The following is an 18,695-nucleotide window of genomic DNA, read 5'->3' as shown; positions in this document are numbered from 1 at the left end:
CGTAGGTATCTGATCGGATACCCTACGTCCTCACGCCGATGGCCGGGTTGGCCGGTGGCCCTGCAGGTGGTCGATGGCGTCATGGTAGATCGCCCCGGATTCGGGACTCATCGGATGCGAGAAGGGCGTAGCCGCCGGCATCTCCTTCAGAAACAGCGCGATGCTCGAATCATGTAATAGCAGTTGCGGTATGACGAGTCCTCGGGCAGTGCCCTCGAGTCCATTGGCGGCGATCACGACGGGGTGGCGCCTGGTCCGGACGGCAACGCAAGGTAGCCGACCACGGTCTCGCCGACGGAGCACTCGATGCTGTTGGGCTCGACGGTCAGGCCCGCCCCGGAGCCAGGGCGCCGAGGAGGATCTCGAACGGTCCGCGTGACCGCCAGTATGCATCGAGCCGGTGGTGACGGACCCCGTGAACCAGGAAGATCGGAACCCCGCTGCTTTACCTGTCAGTGTGTCGAGGTCGATGTGAATTCCGGTCAGCGAACCACTCACCGACGGTCTCGAATCGTCGAAACCGAGTGCTCACGACGGGTACTCGCTCGGTCGAGGTCGGCCGCGGTGTCGCTGAGCGGACCTTTCACATGGCGACCAGGTGAATATCTCTCCACACTGATCGCTATTCGACGGCGCTCGTCGTCACTCGTACTCCAGGGAGTTGAATTCTATGGTGCCACGTACGCAGAACAGTGCATCCACGGCGGAGGGCTCGACCGAGCTCGCGCAGGGGAGCCTGAATGTCGCGCACATCGTGTTCATGGTCATGGCCACGGTGGCACCTGCCGGAGGCGCGGTAGCGATTCTGCCTCTTGCGATCGGATTGGGGGTAGGTGTTGGTACACCCGGGATGTACGTGTTCGTCTTGGTGATCATGCTTCTGTTCGCCGTCGGTTTCACCCGGATGGTTCCTTACGTGCAGAACGCCGGAGCCTTCTTCGCTTACATAGTGAGGGGGCTGGGGCGTCCCGTCGGCCTGGCCGGCGCCTACATTGCTGCCAGTGCATACATCGCCCTGGCATGCGCAACCGGTGGCGCGATGGGCTTCTTCGCATCAGGCAGTGTCAACAAGCTTGCGGGAGTTGATCTTCCGTGGTGGGTGTACACGGTGTTGGGTCTTGTGATCGCGTTCCTGCTCGGCTACCGCAAGATCACGCTCGCCGCCGGCGTCCTCGGTGTTGCCCTCGTCGTCGAGCTCGTGGTCATTCTGGTGCTGGACATCGCCATCATTGCGCGTAACGGGTTCGGCAGTCTTCCGCTGGAATCCTTCAGTCCCAGTCAAGTATTCGTTCCCGGAGCCATCGGGGTCGCGATGATCTTCGCGTTCTCGTGCTACCAAGGTTTCGAGGGCACGGCGATCTACGCGGAGGAGGCACGCGATCCGCAACGCACAGTTCCCCGTGCGACGTACATCTCGATGGCCTGCATCGGATTCTTCTTCGTCCTGACGGCATGGGCTTTCCTGGCCAGCTCGGGTGGTGCCACTGCTGCGGCTGCAGCAAGTCCGGGCACATTCGTCTACGACCTGAGTGACGAGTTCGTCGGTTCGGCATGGACCACGACCCTCGAGGCGTTGATTGTGACGAGTTGCTTCGCCGGAGTGCTCGCCTTCCATAACGCAGCGTCGCGATATCTCTTCGCACTGGGCCGGGACGGTTTCTTGCCGCGGGCGATGCAGTCACTTCATCCGCGTCATCAGTCTCCGGTCGTCGCAGGTTCGACCAGCTACGTCATCGAAACGCTGGTCGTCGTGGCGTTCGCCCTGGCCGGCCTCGACCCGCTGACAAATCTGTCTGCCGCGCTGACCGGCTTCGGTGCGGTGGGCTTGATGGTCTTGATCACCACGACGTCGCTGGCAGTCCTGGTGTTCTTCGCTCGTCAGCGTCGATTCGGTTGGGGTCACACGGTTGCGCCGGCCCTGGCGCTGATCGGTTTCGGCGCGATCACGTATTTCGCGCTCTCCAACTTCTCGGCGATCACCGGTACCGATTCGGTGATCATCAACGGGTTGCCGCTGCTGCACGTGTTGACCATCGTGGTGGCAATCGGGGTTGCGCTGCACGCACGCAGGTACCGCCGAGACACGTACGCCAACATGGGCCGAACCCTTGTCGACTGACGCCTCGACCGACAGCACCGTACCTTCGGTGCACTTCGGATACGCCGATACCCCGCTCGGTCAACTGCACTATGCAGAAGCGGGAGTCGAGGGCGTCCCCCTGATTTGCCTGCACCAGACCCCACGCTCGTGCGACGAGTTCGCTGAAGTGATGGCCCTCGTCGGGCCCCACCGACGCATCATCGCCATGGACATGTACGGCTTCGGCCAGTCGGCCAAACCTGTGGGGCCGCAGACGATCGAGCTGTACGCATCGGGCGTACTACACCTGGCCGACGCGTTGGGTCTCCAACATTTTTCGGTGATGGGTCACCACACCGGGGCCGTGGTCGCGGTCGAGGTTGCCAGTACCGCAGTGGATCGGGTGAAGTCCGTGATCTTGTCGTCTCCGTCCTACACCGGGCCCGAGTATCGCGCCGGCCACGAAGATGGCCCCGGAGTCGACGTCGCGGAAATCGACGCTCACGGTAGCCATCTCACGACATGGTGGGGACAGCGCGAACCGTACTATCCGCCGCATCGTCCCGACCTACTCGATCGCTTCGTACGCGACGCTCTTGCGCCCGGAGTGGATCCGGCCGAGGGACACATCGCGTGCTCGCGCTACGTCATGGAAGACCGCATCGGACGGGTCACGGCACCTGTTCTGATCATTGGCGCAGACGCAGACCCGTTCTCGTTCCCCGACATCGACGTCGTGCGAGCGGGTCTCGTGCGGGCAGCGACGGTCGAGATCGTAACCGTAGAGGGAGGCACCATCCCCATGTTGGAGCAACTCCCGACACCGGTTGCCGCCGCTGTCGTCGAATTTCTCGACACACACACGCCCAGGGATCGCTGAGCAAAACATCGAGCTGCGCGCTCGACCGCGCGCTGGTTGTGTGAGAAGCACACGCTGGCGAATCACGATCCCGACCAGATGAATGCTATGAAAGGAATACCCGTGCGTCATCCGCTCTTCGATTCCCTGACAGCCGACGAGTTTCGACGCGTTGCAGATGTCGTTCGTCGTGAGGCCATCGCGGAAAGGCCGGGGTTCGCCGCGGTCTACACCGACGAGCCGGACAAGCGACTGCTCCGTGAAGGTCACGAGATCGCCCGTCGCGCACGGGTTCTGCTCGTCGATCGCGCGTCCGGTGCGACGCACGACGTTGTCGTCGATCTGGATGCCGACGCCGTCGTCTCGTCTTCGGTGATCACCGACGGTGCGGCACCCGTCCTGCTCGAGGAGTTCGATCTCGCTCCTGACCTGATCAAGCAGGATCCGCGCTACGTCGAGGCGCTGGCGCTGCGCGGTATCACCGACATGGACAAGGTCCAGATCGATCCGTGGGGTGTCGGCAACATGGCAGTCCCGGGTGTGCTCGACTACCCCGTCGACGGTCGGCGTCTGGCCGGTTCGGTCTCGTACTACCGCGATTTCGTCGACGACAACGGATACGCGCACCCCATCGAAGGTGTCATCGCCGTGGTCGACCTGGTCGCCAACAAGGTGATCGACGTCCACGACTTCGGTGTACGCCCGATGAACGTCGAGCAGGCCAACTACACCGCGGATGCGAACCAGCCGATGCGCTCGGACGTCGCCCCGCTCGTCATCACTCAGCCTGAGGGCGTCGGCTTCAAGATCGACGGCCGCGAACTCACCTGGCAGAAGTGGCGCTTCCGTATCAACTGGCACCCGCTCGAGGGGCTCGTGCTACACGCGGTGGAATACCTCGATGGCGACAACTACCGGTCGGTCTTGCACCGCGCGTCTCTGGGAGAAATGGTCGTGCCCTACGGCGATCCGTCCAAGGAGCACTTCTGGCGCAGCGCATTCGACGCAGGTGAGTTCGGACTCGGAAAGCTCGCGAACTCGCTGCGGCTCGGCTGTGACTGCCTCGGTGAGATCGTGTACCTGGACGCGGAAAACGCCGGCGAGAACGGTGAACCGACCACGATCGAGAACGCGATCTGCATCCACGAAGAGGATGCCGGCATCCTGTGGAAGCACACCGACTGGATGACCGGCAAGGTCGACGTACGTCGTTCTCGCCGCCTGGTCGTCAGCTTCATCGCCACTGTCGGCAACTACCACTACGGCTTCTACTGGAACTTCTACCAGGACGCCTCCATTCAAATGGAGGTCAAGCTACTGGGAATCGTGCAGACCCGCTCGGTCGAAGAGGGTGAGACGTCGGCGCACGGCACCCGCATCGCCAAGAATCTCGTGTCCAGCTACCACCAGCATCTGTTCTCGTTCCGGCTCGATCCCGAAATCGACGGTTGGCAGAACACCGTCGTGCAGAACGATGCCTACGGCGTGCCGGTCGGTCCGGACAACCCCTACGGAAACGCCATCGGTGTCAAACGAACGGTCATCGACCACGAACTGACCGGTGACGACCACACCAATCCGCAGTCGTCGCGCAGTTGGTCGGTCATGAACACCTCCAAGCAGAACGCGTGGGGTAGTCCGGTCAGTTACAAGTTCCTGCCCGGTTGGTCGTCCGCGACGATGTTGGCGCAGGCTCCTTCGCTGATCGCCAAGCGAGCCGGTTTCGCCACCCGCAACATGTGGGTGACGCCGTACTCGCCCGCAGAAATGCGCCCCTCGGGTGACTTCCCGAACCAGAGCCGATCCGGTGACGGTCTTCCCCGGTGGACTGCAGAAAATCGAGCCACCGACAACACGGACGTAGTGCTGTGGCACACCTTGGGTGTGACACACATTCCGCGCGCCGAGGACTGGCCGGTGATGCCGACCGAGGTCGTCGGCTTCCACCTGCTACCGGTGAACTTCTTCGACAAGAACCCGGCGCTGGACGTGCCTGCCTCCTCGACCACACACGGCGGGAGCACTGCAGAAGACCAGTCGGACGGTCCGTCGTGTCACTGACCACGGGGCCGGTCGAGCCTGTCTCGATCACGCCGGATGCGCGCGAAAACGACCACAGGACAGTCGATTTCGTCGGCACTTGCCTCACCGCTGTTGCGATCATGTGCCTCGTGGTGCATGCGGCGCTCCTAATGGTGACGGGAACGTCGATGCTCGTCATGGTCGTTCCGATGCTCGTCCTGTCCGGCCTGTGCGTCGCGTTCACGTGCAGAAAGGGCAACGGCCACCGGGTACGCGAGTACACGGTGACCGCAGGTTTCGGAGTTGCAATGCTCACTGCGCACTGGGCGCTCATGTCGGCGGCGCCGGGCCACTCGAACGACACGGCGACGGATCACGCTGCGATGGGGCATGGGTCGATGGACATGGCCGGCTCCGGCGGAGGGGCGGTCGAAGCACTGATGCAGGTCGGCCTGTTGTTTGCCGCCGTGCAGGTCGCGTTGGCAGTGGGCGCAGCGGTGCGGGCTCAGCGTTCCGGCGGTGAGTAGACCCACAGCAACGACGCACTGCGGCACCGCAGTTTCCGTGTCTGCCGCGACTGCACCGTCCGGTCCGGCGCGTCTGAGATTAATCGTCATGCTCGGTGCGCTCACCGCGCTCGGTCCGTTCACCGTCGACATGTACCTGTCCGCTTTCCCCGTCATCGCAACCGAATTCGCCGTATCGGAGACGGCGGTGCAGTTCACCCTGACCGGCACTCTGGTCGGATTCGCCGTCGGCCAGCTCGTGATCGGTCCGATGTCGGACGCACTGGGTAGGAGACGTCCACTCATCGTGGCGTCGCTGCTCCACGTTGCGGCCTCACTCGGGTGCGTGGTCGCGCCCGGTATCGAGGTGCTGGGAGTGCTTCGAATAGTGCAGGGTTTCGGAGGTGCAGCCGGGGCCGTCCTGGCGATGGCTGTGGTCCGAGACCTCTATCAGGGCAACGCCGCCGCGGTCATGATGTCTCGACTGATGCTGGTGATGGGGGTGGCACCGATCCTGGCACCGTCGGTCGGTGGCCTGGTCGTCGAAGTATCCACGTGGCGCTTCATCTTCGTGATCCTTGCGGCTCTGGGACTGTCGGCTGTCGCACTGGGCGTGTTCGCGATGCCCGAGACATTGGCTCCCGCTGCACGGCAGCAGAACGGTGCGCGCACGGTACTGCGGAATTACGCCCGCCTCGGCTCGGACAGGGCCTTCGTCTCGATGGTGGTGGTGTGCGGCATGGGCCGGGTGGTGATGTTCTCGTACATCTCTGCCTCGCCGTTCGTCCTACAAGGGAGCTTCGGACTCACCCCCCAGCAGTTCGGAATCGCTTTCGCCGCAGGCGCTGTCGTCCTGATCGGATCTTCGCAGCTCAACGTAGTCGCGCTCCGTCGCTGGCCGACTCGAACCGTCCTGCTCTCTGCACTGCTCATCGGGACTGTCGTGGCCGTCGTGTTCGTGATTCTGTCAGCGACCGGGACCGGCGGGTTGGCTGGGTTTGCGGTGCCGGTGCTGCTGATACTGGCCGTGATGGGTTCGGTCCTACCGAACGCCCCGGCGCAGGCACTGGCCGGCTACGGGTTCGTCGCCGGTACGGCGTCGGCCCTGATCGGCGGCGTCCAATTCGCCTTCGCAGCGGCCGCTGCACCAGTCGTCGGTGTGCTCGGCAACGACGCCCTCGCAGTGGCGTCCATGATGGCCTTCGCGGCGTCGACTGCGTTGGTGCTGGTTCTCGTCGGCACCAGGCCGTCGGCGAGGACCGGTGAGCGAGACGCAGTTGTTGCCGGTGACGCCCCCGTGTCCGAAGCTCGAGCAGTGACTGTGAGCCAGAAGAACATCGATGCCGCCGCCGAGCGGCTGATGCACGCAGCGTCCAGCGGCGAGCCTTGCGAGCCGGTCCGAGACCTGATCGGCCGTGACGATGTGACGGCGGCATACGCGGTGCAGGAGATTCTCAACACCGAGCGCCTGAATTCAGGATCGACCGTAGTCGGCCGGAAGATCGGTTTGACGTCGAAAGCGGTTCAGGCGCAATTGGGTGTCGATCGTCCCGACTTCGGAATGCTGTTCGACGACATGGCCTACAGCGCAGATGCCGTCATGGCAGTCGAACGGGTACTGCAGCCTCGCGTCGAGGCCGAGATCGCCTTCGTCTTGCGCGACGATCTGGCCGACGGGCCGTTCGACGCGGATCGCGTCAGGCGAGCCACCGACTACGTGGTCGCGGCACTCGAGGTCTGCGGCAGCCGAATCAGAAACTGGGACATCAGTTTTGCAGACACTGTGGCCGATAATGCGTCCGCCGGTGCGTATGTACTCGGCAACCGCACAGTGCCCATCGCGGACCTGGATCTGACCGAGGTGTCGATGACCATGTCGATCGATGGAACTCAGGTGTCCGAGGGCACCGGTGCTGCCTGCCTCGGCGATCCGGTCGTAGCCGTGGTGTGGCTGGCGCAGACCGCGAGTGCTCTCGGTCGACCATTACGTGCTGGGCAGGTCGTTCTGTCCGGGGCCCTGGGGCCGATGCGGGAGGTCGCAGCAGGACAGTCGGTCACGGCCACCCTGACCGGTCTCGGATCGGTGAGCGCTTCTTTCCAGTAGTAAACCGGGACAACCTCGTCCACGTATCGCATGTCGGAATCGGGCTGCGCCGTCAACGCATCACGTCAGAAGGAGAACAATGTCGTCGATACTTTCGTCGAAAACCGCACGCGCGGCTTTCGTCCCCAGTGGGGAGTACCAACAGTTCATCGGTGGCGACTGGGTGAGCGCCCGAAGCACCTTCGACGCGGTCGACCCCAGTGTCGGCAGTGCCTGGGCGGTCCTGCCGCAGGGCACGGCCGGCGACGCGGAGTCTGCCGTGGCCGCGGCCGTTCGTGCCTTCGGCCAGTGGCGCAGGACGACGCAGGAGCAGCGGCAGGCGGTATTGCTGTCGATCGCGGACCGATTCGAAGCCGACGGCGCACGTTTCGGTGCCCTGTTGGCGACCGAGAACGGCCGACCGGTCCGCGAAGCGGGTATCGCCGACATCCCGACGGTCACCGCGATTTTCAGGTTCTACGCCGGCGTGATCCGCGCCTTCAACGGCGAGCAGATTCCGTTGTCGAACCCCGATACCCTGCTGTACACCAAGCGTGAACCCCTCGGCGTGGTCGCGGCCATCATCTCGTGGAACTCACCGTTGATCACGTTCGCCAACAAGGTGGCACCCGCCCTGGCGGCCGGCAACACCGTGGTCGTCAAGCCCTCGGAGTACGCGTCTGCGAGCATTCTCGAGTTCACTCGGTTGATCGAAGACCTCGTACCTGCCGGTGTGTTGAACATCGTCACCGGTCTCGGCCCCGAGACCGGTGCGGCCCTGGTCTCGCACCCCGACGTCGCCAAGATAACGTTCACGGGCGGTCCGGAAACAGCACGGGCAATTCTCGGTTCTGCGGCGCGCACGCTGCGGCCGAGTTTGATGGAACTCGGCGGTAAGGGGCCGATGATCGTCGCTGCCGACGCAGACCTCGACCTCGCCGTCCAAGACGCACTCATGGGGATCTATCTTGCCAACGGACAGGCGTGCATCGCAGCGTCGCGTCTGCTTCTGCACGAGGACATTCACGACGAATTCGTCGAGCGGTTCGCTGCAGTGGCCCGAAAGATCAAGGTCGGCGACGCAACGGATCCAAGCAGCGAAATGGGGCCGCTGGTGTCGAGTCGTCAACTCGAACTGGTCAGCGCACACGTCGAACGGGCGCGCGCAGAGGGTGTCTCGGTTGTCGTGGGAGACGAGCCTCTCGATCTCGACGACGCGCTGCGCGGCGGTTTCTATCATCGTCCGGTGCTGCTTGCAGACCCCGAGGGCCGGGCGACGATCGTGCGGACCGAAGTCTTCGGTCCGGTCACCGTCGCGGAACGTTACCGAACCGACGAGGAAGCAATCGCCCGCGCGAACGCATCACCGTACGGCTTGGCGGCGGGAGTCTGGACACAGAATCTGCGCCGCGCCCACCAGTTCGCAGATCGGCTGGACGCGGGAATCGTATGGGTGAACCGATGGTTCGATCTTCCGCCCGGGATGCCCATGGGCGGCCGGGGTGACAGCGGATTCGGACGTGAGCTGTCGTTCGAGACGCTCCGCGAGTACACCGCCATCAAGTCGGTCAACATCGATCTCGGCATCGATCGACCACCGCTATGGGGATTGGCCGGGCAGTAGCGACGGGGTCGTCGGTGGCGTGATTTGCTGTGCATATGAACGCTGCCGACGACTCGACGGAGCACGACTCCGACCAGTCCACCCGGGATCGATTGCTGGACGCGGCCATCGACATAGCCGGCGAGACGGGTGTCCAGGCTGTCACCTACCGGGCAGTGGCGGCCCGCGTCGGCATGGCGCACGGACTGGTCCGGCACCATTTCGGCACGCGGGAGCAGCTGCTGATCGAAGCGTTTCGTCGAGCGGCGGAACAGGATTCGGACGATGTCGGGTTGAAAGCGGACTCGATCGACGAGTTTGCCTCCAATCTTGTTTCTACACTAAATAATTCGCGTAAACGTCAGTTGCTTCAATACGACGAGACCACGCAGGCGGTCCGCGGTAATCTACCGATCGAGAATGTGCGGGGACTGTATCGGCGATATGCGGCTCAAGTCCGACACACGCTCGACAACGCAGGTGTGCCCGACCCGGACGGCAGTGTCTCCGAACTGGTGTTCTCCGTGCTGGACGGACTGGTCTTGCAGCATATGGTGTTCTCCGACGACGACCGAACCTCGCAGCTGCTCGAGCAGCTGCGAGAGGTCCTCAGACGGATGGCGACGAACTGATCGATCAGTGATTCGCCGTGAACTCGGTGTCGACACCCAACGGTCCCAATTTCTGAAACCCACCTGGATCGCCGATCGGTTCGCTTCTCCCTGGCAACGGCTCGTTGAAGAAGGCGATGGAATCTGTGACGAATTCCGCGAGTTCGGGGTCCTTGCGCGCTTTCCGGTCCACGAAGACGGCATCCACCGGGCATTCCACTTCGCAAGCCCCGCAGTCGATGCACTCGTTGGGGTTGATGTAACTGCGGCGGTCGCCGATGTAGATGCAATCGACGGGGCACACTTCGATGCACGACCGATCGAGCTGATCGATGCAGTTGATTCCGATGACGTAAGACATGGTTGTTTCTCCTGTGGTGGTGGGGCGCTCAAGCGCCGTCGGTCGAATGTCCCGGGAAGAGCACGAGGTCGGGGTCGAGGTCGACCGCAACATGATTCATCGCGGTCGCAACCTCGCCGAATCCGACCGACATGAGCTTGACCTTTCCGTCGTAGTCGGTCACGTCACCGGCGGCGTAGACGCGCGGCAGATTGGTTCGACCCGAACGGTCGACGGCAATGGACCGACCTCGCAGTTCGAGGTTCCAGTCGCGGATGGGGCCGAGGTTGCTGATGAAGCCGAGTGCAGCGATCACATGATCGGCAGCGACGACGGTTTCCTCGCCGCTCTTGGCCCGAAGCGCCACCTTCGACAGTGACCCGGACTCCAGATCGCCTATGAGAGAAAGGACCTCCGTGTCGGTGTGGATGGCGACCTTGCCCGAACGGACGCGTTCGAGAGTCGCGGCATGACCTCGAAATGTGGCTCGTCTGTGGACCAATGTGACCGATCGTGCAATCGACGCCAGAGCGTCTGCCCAATCGAGCGCGGAGTCGCCACCACCGACGATGACGACATCCTGGTCGGCATGGACGGTGGGATCGATGACGAAGTAGGAGAGCGCAGATCCGAGCCACTCGGTGCCGGTCTCGATCGCTCGTGGCGTCGGGGTGCCTATGCCGGCCGTCAACACCACGGCTCCGGCACGAACGATCGTGCCGTCGTCGAGTGTCAGGACTGGCAGGCCGTCCTCATGAGTCAGCTCGACCGTCTGTTTACCGAGCAGGTAGGTCGGAGAGAACGCACCAGCTTGTTCCACCAAGTTGGCTACGAAGTCCCGACCCCGTATCGACGGCAGCGCGGCCACGTCTCGAATCTGTTTCTCCGGGTACAGAGCCATCACCTGCCCCCCTGCTTGGGGGAGAGCATCGATGACTACGGTCTCCAGCCCGCGAAAGCCGGCGTAGTACGCGCCGTAGAGTCCGGTCGGGCCAGCACCGACGATGGCGACGTCGGTCGTGACGACCGAGGGCTGCATGGTCATCGCTTCTCCTTCGAGTTCGTTGTGTCCTAGGGACAGTAGGCAGCACCGTCGGATACATCACGTGGATTGGACCGCTGAGCGGAACCGTGAGGTGTTGTGCCACCGGTGAAGCGGGGCGCGCAGACGAATTCCGGTAGGCGGACCGCTTCGATTGTGATGTCCACAGCCCAGTGATGTGCTGTGCCCACTCGGAGCGATCGATCGAGAAATCGACCGCTTCCCAATCACGAGTGAACTGCACCTGGAGAGCACATATGAGCGAGACGCTGGAACCCCGCGCGGCGTCGACGGTATCGCGTCCTACCGTCGCGACACCGCCGAAAGAAGCGGACAGAGTGAGGACGCCGGCCCAGAAAAAGAAGGAAGGCAACCTGCCCGGAAGGCAGGACTGGTCGAGTTGGCCCCTTTACCAGGCAGCGGGAGCCGGCTTCCGGGGCTACTGGTACCCCGTGATGTTCTCGTCGAAGGTCGGCGAACGTCCCGTGCGGGTCAAACTGCTCGGTGAAGACATCTTCGTCATCCGCGACCGCGGTCTCGTTCGCGGTATGGCCAACCGGTGCCCCCACCGTGGAGTACCGCTGAGCTACGGGAACAAGCAATTCCCCGGCACGATCTCGTGCGTCTACCACGGCTGGACCTTCGACCTCGAGACCGGCGACCTCAAGGCCGCGATCACCGATGGACCCAAATCTCCGATCTGCGGCAAGGTCACCCAACCGACCTACCATGTCGAGGAACGACTGGGAATGGTGTGGATATTCGTCGGCGACGGAGAAGAGCCGCACCCTATCGACGAGCAGCTTCCCGAGGAACTCGTCAGCAACGCTGCCGTCATCGGCTCGCGGATCATGCCCCGAGAAGGTAACTGGCGCTTCGCTTGCGAGAACGGTTACGACGAGGGTCATGCGAAGTACCTGCACCGCACGGCGCTGTGGCGTCTGTTCAAGGCCATGCCGGTGTGGAACACCACCAAGATTGTCAAGCGAGGCCGCTGGATCTACCGAGTTCAGCTCGAGCAGTTCTGGGATGCGGACTTCCCGGGTCTCGGCAAGTGGACCGGCAAGGCTTGGTACAAGAGCAATCCGCCGAAGACCACCACGAACATCGGCAACACCGGTTCACACCGCGAGGTGAACGAAGTGATTGCGGCACAAAACTTCCCAGGTTTCGCGTCGGTGAGTATGCCGGGCGTTCTGCGTATCGCCTACCCCACCTTCATTCACTACGAGTTCTACGTCCCGGTCGATGAGGACAACCACCTCTACGTGGGAGTGATGGCGGATTTCCAGAAGGGGTTCAAGACCATTCCCTTCTACTTCAAGTACCTCGGAGCGGTCCGTTGGCTGTTCCACGGCCAGTTCTCGAGCCAGGACAAGTGGATGGTCGAGGTGACCGACGCACCGCCGGAGAAGCTGTACCGGCCCGACGACTCGCTTCTTCAGTGGCGCAAACTCGCCGAGGACACGACGGAGGATCGGATCGATGCGTTGGCCGAACAGGGCATCGACGTGCCGACCCCGAACTGATCTCATCCTCTGATTCGAGCTCGACCGAAGGAGTAAAACATGTCAATCGTGCTGGGAATAGGGGCATCTCACTCGACGTTGATGAACACCCACTGGGACAAAGTCGTTCACACAGACCGTGCCGAGGCGTTTCGAGACGGACTCGCGACGGCCCGCGACCGCATCGTCGAAGCCCGTCCGGATGTCGTGGTTCTGGTGGGATCCAATCACTTCCGGGGTTTCTGGCTGGACCTGATCCCGTCCTTCACCATGGGCGTCGGTGAAGTCGTCGCCGCTGGTGACGGCGGAACGCCGAAGGGACCGCAGAAGACCGATCCCGAGTTCGCTCGTGCGTTGGCTCAGTACCTCGTCGATGCCGGCACCGAAGTCGCCATTTCGGCACGCCTGCAGATCGACCATGGTCAATCCCACGCAATCCAATACCTACTCGACGGAATCGACGTCCCGGTGGTGCCGTTGGTGGTCAACGTCTTCGCTGCGCCCCTGCCGACACTTACTCGTGTCGCCGAACTCGGTCGCAATATCGCCCAGGCGATCGAGAGCATCGGTGATCGCCGCGTCGCGATCGTCGCGTCGGGCGGACTGTCACACCAGTTGCCGTGGCCCAGCGACTGGACTGCCCCCGAGGGAGAGGACGAGGAGTTCCTCGTCGAAGCCTGGTTGAACGGACGCGGCGAGTGGGAGCGGTACGACAAGCGGCGACGGGAAATCATCGTCGGTGCGCAGCCGACCATCTTCCCGGAATTCGACGAACAGTTTCTGCGCGATCTCGAACACGGTGATCTTCAGAAATACACGCAGTGGACGTCCGAGCAGATAGCCGAGAACGCAGGAAACGGTGGCCAGGAGCTACGAACGTGGCTGATGATGGCTGCTGCTCTCGGCTTTGCGCCGGGTAAGACTCTTGCGTATTCGCCGATGCCCGAATGGCTGACCGGAATGGGTGTGGCTGTGATCGAACCCGAATCGACGCCAGGAGAGAAGAACTCATGACTGTCGCATCACCGGTTGCGGTCGGGAAATCGCCCGCCGCGTCGGCACCCCCGGAAAGCCGCTTCATCGAAGCCGACGGTGCCACCTACCACTACTACGACATCGGCACCGGGCAGGACACGATCTTCCTGCACGGCGGCGGCCCGGGATGCACCGCATGGAGTGACTTCGGTCCCGTCGCACCGTATTTCGAGGCGGACCGACGCTGCGTGTTGGTCGATATCCTGCAGTACGGGCAATCGGAGAAGTGCCTGATCACGGGCCCGATGTGGGACTTCCATGCGGCCAAGACCGTGGCGCTGATGGACGCACTGGGCATCGAACACGCCGACTTCGTCTGCAACTCGTGGGGCGGGACGATTGCCCTGAACGTGGCAGCCCTGTATCCCGAACGTGTTCGCTCACTGGTGATCACCGGCAGTATGCCGGTGTTCTACGGCCCGTTGGCACCACTTCCCGAGCGTGGTCATCGAGGACGGACCGCACGGGACGTCTACTACGGCGGCGAAGGCCCCACCCGGGACAAGATGCGGACACTGATCACCCGTCTGGAATGGTGTGACGCCGATCGTCTCCCCGAGGAGACCCTGGACATGCGCTATCAGCAGAGCCTCGATCCCCAGGAAACGGCACTGGCGGCGATGTCGGACAGCCCGCGCGGCGAATGGCAGGACCTGACAGAGCAATTGGGCCTGATCGAGGCACCCACGTTGTTCATCTGGGGGCGAGAGGATGCGTTCCTCACGCCCGACTATCCGATGATGCTCGCGCGCATGATCAAACGCGGCAATCTGCACGTGATGGACAACGTCTCGCACCATTTGCAGGAAGAGCGTCCCGCTGCGTACCACGCGGTGGTCTCCGGGTTCTTCACTGCCAGCCAAAATCCCTGATCGAGCGAACGAGGACACCGTCGTGAAGATTCTGTACATCCCGCTGGCCATCGGTACGGGTCTCGGCGCGCTGCGTTATTTCAGCGGGCGCCTGGCCACCCACCAGCGTCTGATCCCGAACCCGTTGGCTCACGTCAACACCCAAGTACATCGCATCAATCAATAGCACGTAACGACTGAGTAGGAGCATCCAACGTGACGCAGGAACTCGCACGAACAATCTGGACTGAACTGGCTGGGCTCGACTTCAGCGTCAGCACCATCGACGCAGGTGGAATCCCGACCCGATCGCTTCGGGCCGGTAACGGTGCCGAGCACGTCGTGTTCTTACACGGCACCAGCGGTCACCTGGAAGCGTTCGTCCAGAACATCAAGCCACACGCGGAGCGCTACACCGTTCACGCAATCGACATGCTCGGCCACGGCTACACAGGAAAGCCGGACTACCCGTACGAGATCCCGCGTTACCGCGACCACCTGCTCGCGTACTTCGATGCCGTCGGAATCGACAAGGCGCACATCGGCGGGGAGTCACTGGGCGGTTGGGTGGGCGGTAGGACCGCAATCGACAACCCTGATCGAGTCGCCTCGCTGCAGATGATCGCAGCCGGGGGAACAGTGGCCAACCCGGAGGTCATGGATCGCATTCGCACGAGCACGCGAAAGGCCGTCGAGACCGACGATGTGGAGCTGACGCGCCGTCGGATGCAGCTGCTCATGCACGATCCGGCCAACGCGAGCGAGGAACTGATCTCGGTTCGGCACACGATCTACCACCAGCCGGACTTCATCGCAGGCATCGACAATCTCCTGTCATTGCAGAACATGGAGACTCGGCTGCGGAACATCCTCACACCCGAGGACCTCGCCCAGATCACCGTTCCCACCCTGGTGGTTTGGGGCCGCAACAACCCGTTCGGGGACATCCCGGAGGCAAACGCGATGCACCAGAACATCGCCGGCTCCGAGCTTCTGTTGTTCGACAACTGCGGCCACTGGCCCCAGCGCGAGCATGCGGACGAGTACAACGCCGCAAGTCTCGCGTTCCTCGAGAAGCACCCGATCGCATGAGTAAGACAATGCGCGCAGCCCGGGTGCACGCGTGGGGACGGGCACCTGTCGTCGAAGACGTCGACGTGCCGGTGCCGGCAGCGGGGGAGGCACTCGTCCGCGTCGAGGCAGCTTCGGTCGCGCACCTCGATGTGACTGTCGCCAGTGGTGAATTCGGTATCAAGCCGACGTTGCCGTACACCGGGGGCGTGGAGGGCAGCGGCGTCGTCGTCGAGTCTGCCGTCTTCGAACCCGGCACCAAGGTCGTATTGCGCGGCGGCGGTCTCGGACTGTTCAAGAACGGAACCTGGGCCGAGTACGTCGTCGTCAAGGACAAGGCGTTGGTCGAGGTTCCCCACGGTCTCTCACCCGAGGTCGCTGCGACGTTCTGGGTACCGACGACGACTGCGCACGCTGCACTCGTCGATGTCGGCCGGCTCGGCTCGTGGTTGCCCGATGTCGCCAGCGCTGCCGAGGAACACGTCATCGTGGCCGGCGCCGCCGGAGCCGTCGGCTCGATGGTCACCCAGTTGGCCCTGCGACACGGAGCCATGGTGACGGCCCTCGTAGCCGACCACGAGCAGGCTTCGCGGGTCCCCGAGGGTGCCAACGCGTTGGTCGCCGACGACGACGAGCAGTTCGCCGAACTGGCGAAGGAACGCCCCGCCACCCTGCTGGTGGACACGCTGGGTGGGTCGAATCTCATTGTCAGATCCCGCTGGGTGCGTCCCGGCGGCCGCGCGGTGTCGATCGGATACGTCACCGGCAACGACGTGTCGATCGGGCTGTCGAACTGGCTGCTCGACGACGTTGCACTGTTGCCGGTCAACATGATTCGGCGCGAGGAATCCGCGCGTGCCACGGTTCCCGAACTCGCTGCGCTGTTGGCTGCAGGGGATCTGACGCTCGATTACGAGAGCTTCACGTTGGACGAGACCGGGATCGCGCTCGACAAGCTCGGCGCAGGAAAGGTCCGTGGACGAGCGGTGGTCATTCCGAAGTGACGACCGCGGGCAGAAGGGACTCCGCCGACGAAGCAATCGAGCGCGTTCTCGCGCATCTCACGCGAGAACGTCTGCTCGCTGCCGTCCGGGCCATGGTGGACATTCCCAGCCCGACGGGCGGGGAGGCACTGCTGGCCGAGTGGATCGCGTCGGATCTGGTCTCGGCGGGAGTCGATGCCGAGGTTCAACGCATCGACACAAGTCAGGCAAATGCCGTCGCGACCCTCCACGGCGGCGGCGGACCGTCCCTTCTGCTCTACGCCCCGATCGACACGTTCACCACTGGCAATCCCGCGCTGGACATCCCCGGTGCGGCAGTGTCGTGGCGTCCGGATCTCGCACCGCAGGCGGTGGTCTCGGGGGATATCGTCGAGGGACTCGGAGCCGGTAACCCCAAAGGGCATGGCGCGGTGGTGCTGGCTGTGCTGCATGCGTTGCACGCAGCCGGCGTCACTCCACCCGGAGACGTCGTGGGCGGCTTCGGTGCCGGCGGGATGCCCAGTTTCGCGGTGTCGGGAGTCGGTGCGCCGGGCCGCACGAACACCGGGCACGGGGTCGGCGCGGGATTCATGCTCGAGCGCGGTTACACGACCGATTTCGCCGTCATCACCAAGCCCGGATGGACGGTTCTCCACGAGGAGGTCGGGCTCGTATGGATCGACGTGACCGTCAGCGGTCGACACACCTACGTCGGTAGCCGTCACCGAATTCCATACAGCAATGCCGTCGCATCGGCCGGCCGCGTCGCCATTGCCCTCGAAGACTGGCTCGAGGAGTATGCACAGCGACACCGATACGCAACGATGACACCCCAGGGAATCGTCTCGTCGATCAGCGGTGGCCTCGAACGGCTGGCGGCGTCTACGCCTGCGGCAGTGACTCTTCGGCTCGATCTGAGGCTGACGACCCAACAGACGCCGGCCACTGTGCTGCGCGAAGTCCGTGCCATGTTGGCCGGTCTGAGCGCGCAGCTCGGCGTCGAGGTGTCGGCACGAGCGGTGGCGGCCATTCCAGCGACCCACACGCCCCCGGACTCACCGGTTGTTCAGGCGACGGTCGAAGCATTCGAGACAGTGTCCGGTTCACCTCACCAGGTCGTCATGGACAACAGCGGGGCCACCGATGCGAACATCCTGCGCATGCGCGGCGTGCCGACGGCCCGGGTCGGAATGCCGAAAGTGGCTGCGCTTGCCGATGGTTCGCCCATCGACTTCACGCGCGGCATGAACTTGGTCGACGTACGCGAGATGCAGCGGTTGGCCGAGATTTTGATCCGTACCGTGTTCCTCCTAGCCTCGAAGGACGACAGTGCCCGAGCAGGATGATTGCGGCACACCCGGCGTCGCGAACTCGGTGCTGGGGAAGACGCGGTTGATTCTCGAAGCGTTTCGGCTCGACGACGACAGTCTCACGTTGACCGAATTGGCGCAGCGCACCCAGATATCGAAAGCATCGGTGCACAGGCTCAGCCGTGAATTGCTCGAGTGGGGAATGCTCGAGCGATCCGGCCTCGAATATCGCCTCGGCATGCGGGCTTTCGAACTGGGTAGCCGCGTCCCGAGACTGCGTGTGCTGCGCGACGCCGTCCGGCCGTTCATGGAAACACTGCATCACCGCACCCATGACACGGTGCACCTTGCGGTGCTCGACGGTCACGAAGTCCTGTACCTGGAAAAGGTGGCCGGTGGCCCCACGTCGGCTCGCCCATCACGAATCGCGGGTCGGCTCCCGCTGCATTCGACGGCCACCGGGAAGGTGCTGCTCGCTTTCGGGCAGCCGAAGCTGTTCAACGATCTGCTCGCTCGGGGCCCGCTGGAGCGGGTGACCCCGGCGACGATCGTGTTACCCGGCATATTGGCCGAGCAGCTTCGTCGGGCCAGGGTGGACGGGTACGCATCGGAACGGGAAGAGATGACCGCAGGCTACTGCTCGGTCGCAGCGCCGATCTTCGGGCCCACCGGCTTGTTGTTGGCGGCGGTGTCGCTGACCGCGTCGGCTGCTCGGTCGGACCTACCGCACTTGGCGGCTCTCGTGAAGTCGTTGAGCGACAACGTCTCGGCGACCGGCGCGGTCAACTGAC

17 protein-coding genes are annotated in these 18,695 nt (G+C 63.5%); 15 read left to right on the top strand and 2 right to left on the bottom strand.

Going from position 1 to position 18,695, the window contains the following annotated elements:
• The first annotated feature begins 670 nt into the window (after nucleotides 1-670).
• The 7 genes from IEW02_RS21850 (at nucleotide 671) to IEW02_RS21820 (ending at nucleotide 9,785) form a co-directional block, all read left to right on the top strand.
• Nucleotides 671-2,119: an APC family permease gene (locus IEW02_RS21850; RefSeq protein ID WP_188546998.1), complete on the top strand. Its 1,449-nt coding sequence runs from the start codon at nucleotides 671-673 to the stop codon at nucleotides 2,117-2,119.
• Between the two features lie 28 nt (nucleotides 2,120-2,147).
• A complete protein-coding gene (locus tag IEW02_RS21845; RefSeq protein WP_229746220.1) occupies nucleotides 2,148-2,960 on the top strand; it encodes an alpha/beta fold hydrolase in 813 nt (270 codons plus the stop codon).
• A 102-nt stretch (nucleotides 2,961-3,062) separates the two neighbouring features.
• Complete coding sequence (locus IEW02_RS21840; RefSeq protein WP_188546996.1) at nucleotides 3,063-5,000, top strand: primary-amine oxidase; 1,938 nt, start codon at nucleotides 3,063-3,065, stop codon at nucleotides 4,998-5,000.
• Entirely contained in the window at nucleotides 4,991-5,488 is a 498-nt protein-coding gene (locus IEW02_RS21835) for a hypothetical protein (RefSeq protein ID WP_188546995.1), read from the top strand. Before IEW02_RS21840 ends, IEW02_RS21835 begins: the two co-directional genes overlap by 10 nt.
• Nucleotides 5,481-7,571: a Bcr/CflA family efflux MFS transporter gene (locus IEW02_RS25445; RefSeq protein WP_188546994.1), complete on the top strand. Its 2,091-nt coding sequence runs from the start codon at nucleotides 5,481-5,483 to the stop codon at nucleotides 7,569-7,571. The genes IEW02_RS21835 and IEW02_RS25445 overlap by 8 nt, the downstream gene beginning before the upstream one ends.
• Nucleotides 7,572-7,650: 79 nt before the next feature.
• On the top strand, nucleotides 7,651-9,174 hold the full coding sequence (locus IEW02_RS21825; protein WP_188546993.1) for an aldehyde dehydrogenase family protein: 1,524 nt from the start codon (nucleotides 7,651-7,653) through the stop codon (nucleotides 9,172-9,174).
• A 92-nt stretch (nucleotides 9,175-9,266) separates the two neighbouring features.
• Nucleotides 9,267-9,785 carry a TetR/AcrR family transcriptional regulator gene (locus IEW02_RS21820; protein WP_188546992.1) on the top strand — a complete coding sequence of 173 codons (519 nt, stop codon included), beginning with the start codon at nucleotides 9,267-9,269 and terminating at the stop codon, nucleotides 9,783-9,785.
• Nucleotides 9,786-9,789: 4 nt separating this feature from the next.
• On the opposite strand, the gene IEW02_RS21815 is transcribed toward IEW02_RS21820, so the two are convergent.
• Together IEW02_RS21815 and IEW02_RS21810 are read right to left on the bottom strand one after the other, a co-directional pair.
• The gene (locus tag IEW02_RS21815; RefSeq protein WP_188546991.1) at nucleotides 9,790-10,125 is read right to left on the bottom strand and encodes a ferredoxin family protein; all 336 of its coding nucleotides are present in this window, start codon (nucleotides 10,123-10,125) and stop codon (nucleotides 9,790-9,792) included.
• A gap of 28 nt (nucleotides 10,126-10,153) precedes the next feature.
• The gene (locus tag IEW02_RS21810; RefSeq protein ID WP_308933199.1) at nucleotides 10,154-11,149 is read right to left on the bottom strand and encodes an NAD(P)/FAD-dependent oxidoreductase; all 996 of its coding nucleotides are present in this window, start codon (nucleotides 11,147-11,149) and stop codon (nucleotides 10,154-10,156) included.
• 254 nt (nucleotides 11,150-11,403) lie between these two features.
• Here IEW02_RS21810 and IEW02_RS21805 point away from each other — a divergent pair, with 254 nt between their 5' ends.
• From IEW02_RS21805 to IEW02_RS21770, 8 genes are read left to right on the top strand one after another with little or no spacing between them, the layout of a single operon-like run.
• Nucleotides 11,404-12,675, top strand: a complete 1,272-nt coding sequence (locus tag IEW02_RS21805) for a Rieske 2Fe-2S domain-containing protein (protein WP_188546990.1) — start codon at nucleotides 11,404-11,406, stop codon at nucleotides 12,673-12,675.
• Nucleotides 12,676-12,714: 39 nt separating this feature from the next.
• The gene (locus IEW02_RS21800) at nucleotides 12,715-13,668 is read left to right on the top strand and encodes a DODA-type extradiol aromatic ring-opening family dioxygenase (RefSeq protein WP_188546989.1); all 954 of its coding nucleotides are present in this window, start codon (nucleotides 12,715-12,717) and stop codon (nucleotides 13,666-13,668) included.
• Nucleotides 13,665-14,561 (top strand): alpha/beta fold hydrolase, encoded by an 897-nt coding sequence (locus IEW02_RS21795; protein WP_188546988.1) that lies wholly within the window; start codon nucleotides 13,665-13,667, stop codon nucleotides 14,559-14,561. The genes IEW02_RS21800 and IEW02_RS21795 overlap by 4 nt, the downstream gene beginning before the upstream one ends.
• A gap of 22 nt (nucleotides 14,562-14,583) precedes the next feature.
• Nucleotides 14,584-14,727, top strand: coding sequence for a hypothetical protein (locus tag IEW02_RS21790; RefSeq protein ID WP_156399425.1), 144 nt, complete (start codon nucleotides 14,584-14,586; stop codon nucleotides 14,725-14,727).
• Nucleotides 14,728-14,756: 29 nt separating this feature from the next.
• Nucleotides 14,757-15,632 carry an alpha/beta fold hydrolase gene (locus IEW02_RS21785; RefSeq protein ID WP_188546987.1) on the top strand — a complete coding sequence of 292 codons (876 nt, stop codon included), beginning with the start codon at nucleotides 14,757-14,759 and terminating at the stop codon, nucleotides 15,630-15,632.
• Nucleotides 15,629-16,615, top strand: a complete 987-nt coding sequence (locus tag IEW02_RS21780) for a quinone oxidoreductase family protein (protein WP_229746219.1) — start codon at nucleotides 15,629-15,631, stop codon at nucleotides 16,613-16,615. Before IEW02_RS21785 ends, IEW02_RS21780 begins: the two co-directional genes overlap by 4 nt.
• Nucleotides 16,612-17,940 carry a M20 family metallopeptidase gene (locus IEW02_RS21775; RefSeq protein WP_229746218.1) on the top strand — a complete coding sequence of 443 codons (1,329 nt, stop codon included), beginning with the start codon at nucleotides 16,612-16,614 and terminating at the stop codon, nucleotides 17,938-17,940. Before IEW02_RS21780 ends, IEW02_RS21775 begins: the two co-directional genes overlap by 4 nt.
• Entirely contained in the window at nucleotides 17,924-18,694 is a 771-nt protein-coding gene (locus IEW02_RS21770; RefSeq protein ID WP_188546986.1) for an IclR family transcriptional regulator, read from the top strand. Before IEW02_RS21775 ends, IEW02_RS21770 begins: the two co-directional genes overlap by 17 nt.
• The last annotated feature ends 1 nt before the right edge of the window (nucleotide 18,695 follow it).

Source organism: Rhodococcoides trifolii, from assembly GCF_014635345.1.
GTDB lineage: Bacteria > Actinomycetota > Actinomycetes > Mycobacteriales > Mycobacteriaceae > Rhodococcoides > Rhodococcoides trifolii.
This window is presented reverse-complemented; position numbering and strand designations above follow the sequence as displayed.